At 54.9% G+C, this 2,188-nt stretch carries 1 protein-coding gene and 1 pseudogene; both read left to right on the forward strand.

All coding sequences use genetic code 11. The annotated features are described in order from the left end of the window. Positions 1 to 562 precede the first annotated feature (562 nt). A complete protein-coding gene (locus J8I34_RS33720; protein WP_245176346.1) occupies positions 563 to 1,132 on the forward strand; it encodes a hypothetical protein in 570 nt (189 codons plus the stop codon). 455 nt (positions 1,133 to 1,587) lie between these two features. Next, positions 1,588 to 2,082: pseudogene (locus J8I34_RS33725) on the forward strand (transposase); the annotation flags it as partial. Positions 2,083 to 2,188 lie beyond the last annotated feature (106 nt).

Raw genomic sequence — 2,188 nt, forward strand, 5'->3', positions numbered from 1 at the left:
TCGCTCAGGTCCTGGCCAACCCAACTGACCGGCTCCCTGTTCAATAACCCGCAGGGTGTTGCACTTCGCTCTTGAAACCACCTAGCCTTACTGTGCGACTTCATAGCACCGACATGAGCAGATAGTCGGTGGCCTGTCATCACAGATTTCGATGCACTGCGGCTTAGAAACAAAAAGCGTGCCAGCACCGAGGCGACCAAATAAGCAATCGTGACGTCGGAAATTCGACAAAGCAAACGAATTATGTGGGCGTTCTTTCAGCATTCCTGATAGCTTCGTTTCGAAGACTGTGCCGATTCTTGCCGCAGATGTGAGAATAAGGTACCCGTGGCCGCTGCATCCGTAGTCTCAGCCGCACTATTTCCGTTTCCCTCATTCTCAATCCTGTCTGCGCCTAGATCGACACCTGCTTCGTTGAGCCGTCTGTGGGCGAGTCAAATCGACGCTGAACCGTTGCTATCTTCGGCGATAGGCCCCTTGTTCTGGGTCCGCCTAGGAGCGTCTTTCGGAGCGCTGCGCCAGTTTGGCATAAGGTTTGCATTAGCGGACTGGGGCAAAGCAGATGAGGTACTCCGAGCCTTTCGTTGCAGGGTTGGTGGTCACGGTTTTAGCAAGAGGATCATCCACCTCAATCCCTGCTTTATTAGTCACTGGACATTGTCCAAGGCGCTATATAGAAATGAGGTATACAAATATGTGTACACATGATAAAAATGCCAATGATACCGATAAGTTGATCGACTCAATGGCGGAAACGATGAAGGCATTTTCGCAGATATTTGCAACTTTCTGTCAGCCAATTTTACCGGGCTGGTTCGCAACCAATAGCACTACCAACAATTCAATCACCATCAACAATGAGAATAGCTCGGATCCGGATATGGAGCGTGAAATCATGCGTGATCACAGCTATGGAAGGCAAATAGGCAGAGTAATTGATGCCCTCGCCGTTCTCGTCGAACAACAGCCAAAGGACGTAAAGGAATCCCCGAAATTACAAGGCTTAATGGACCTCAAGAATAGCATTAATAATATCAAAGGTAGGACTTTGCGTGCAAGGCTAGGCAAAGCTGGAGTGAGTCCTGACACTTATGCGAATTTAATAGATAAGATTTACAGTTCGAAGTCATGATGGGAGTGGCGCCGCGCCGCTTCAATTGCGTCGGAGAAGATCGCAGTTCACGCTCGATTACCGCCCTGCATGCAAATTGTCACCCCGTACCCTGACGTAACGTGCGCCAACGCACATTGCAGGTGCTTGCCTGTTGACACATATCGACTGTTCGTGCTGCTGCGGGCCCGCTACTACAGCTTGCGCCGGGGTCGACCGATGCCGACGTCGAAGCGCGCGGTCTTCCTGTTATGATAGGGCTTCCTCATAGCCAGCCAGTTCAAACGGTCCCTGAACAGGGACATATTGCCCCGGTGTGGCTTGATGTGGTCGACCACAGTCGACTTTTGCGCCACGCGCTGCTATAGCCGCACCCGGCTGCGGGTGGCGCGCGTCTGCCTGTTGCCGAAGCTGTACCAGGTGAAGCGGACAGAGCCCGTCCGTGTTACTGGCGAGCGCGCCGAACCCGGGATGCCTGGAGTCGGGCGAAGCTTGACAGCGCAGCAATGGCCAGCCCCGAGCGGCGAGCATACCGGGCCCAACCACACAGATCGCGGCAGACTAGGCAGCAAACGCCATCTCATCGTAGATCGGCGAGGCGTTCCTCGGGCACTGACTGGCATCGGTTGCAATCGGCACGACTCGGTTGTCCTCGAAGACTTGGTCGATGCAATACCCGCAGTGCCTGGTTTGTCTGTCCGACCACAATGCCCCCCTGACAAGTTCCACGCCGACAAGGGGTACGAATTCCAACGGTGCCGTCGCCATCTGCGCAAGCCAGGGTCCCCTAATAGCACGCCGTGGCATCGCGAAGAACGACCGCCTCGTCAAACATCGCTGGCTTGTTGGTCGCACGCACGCCTGGGCATGCCGGGCTCGGCAAGCTGCGCACTCGCTTCGAACGCCGCCTCGACATCCATGTCGCTCACTTTACGCTAGGGTACATGCTGATCAATGAGGTTTGCGCTTGATGTCGCACGGGCCAGTGACCGCGGTTTCCGTGCGCTTTGCGCGCTCAGGACGGACTGCTCCCCTGCAGCGCCAACAATTGCTTTTTGGCTAGCGCCAGATTCACCA

The organism is Cupriavidus phytohabitans (assembly GCF_017815025.1).
Lineage (GTDB): Bacteria > Pseudomonadota > Gammaproteobacteria > Burkholderiales > Burkholderiaceae > Cupriavidus.

Coding starts and splice junctions, on each gene's coding strand:
- J8I34_RS33720 (WP_245176346.1), top strand. CDS start 563: ATGAGGTACTCCGAGCCTTTCGTTGCAGGGTTGGTGGTCACGGTTTTA.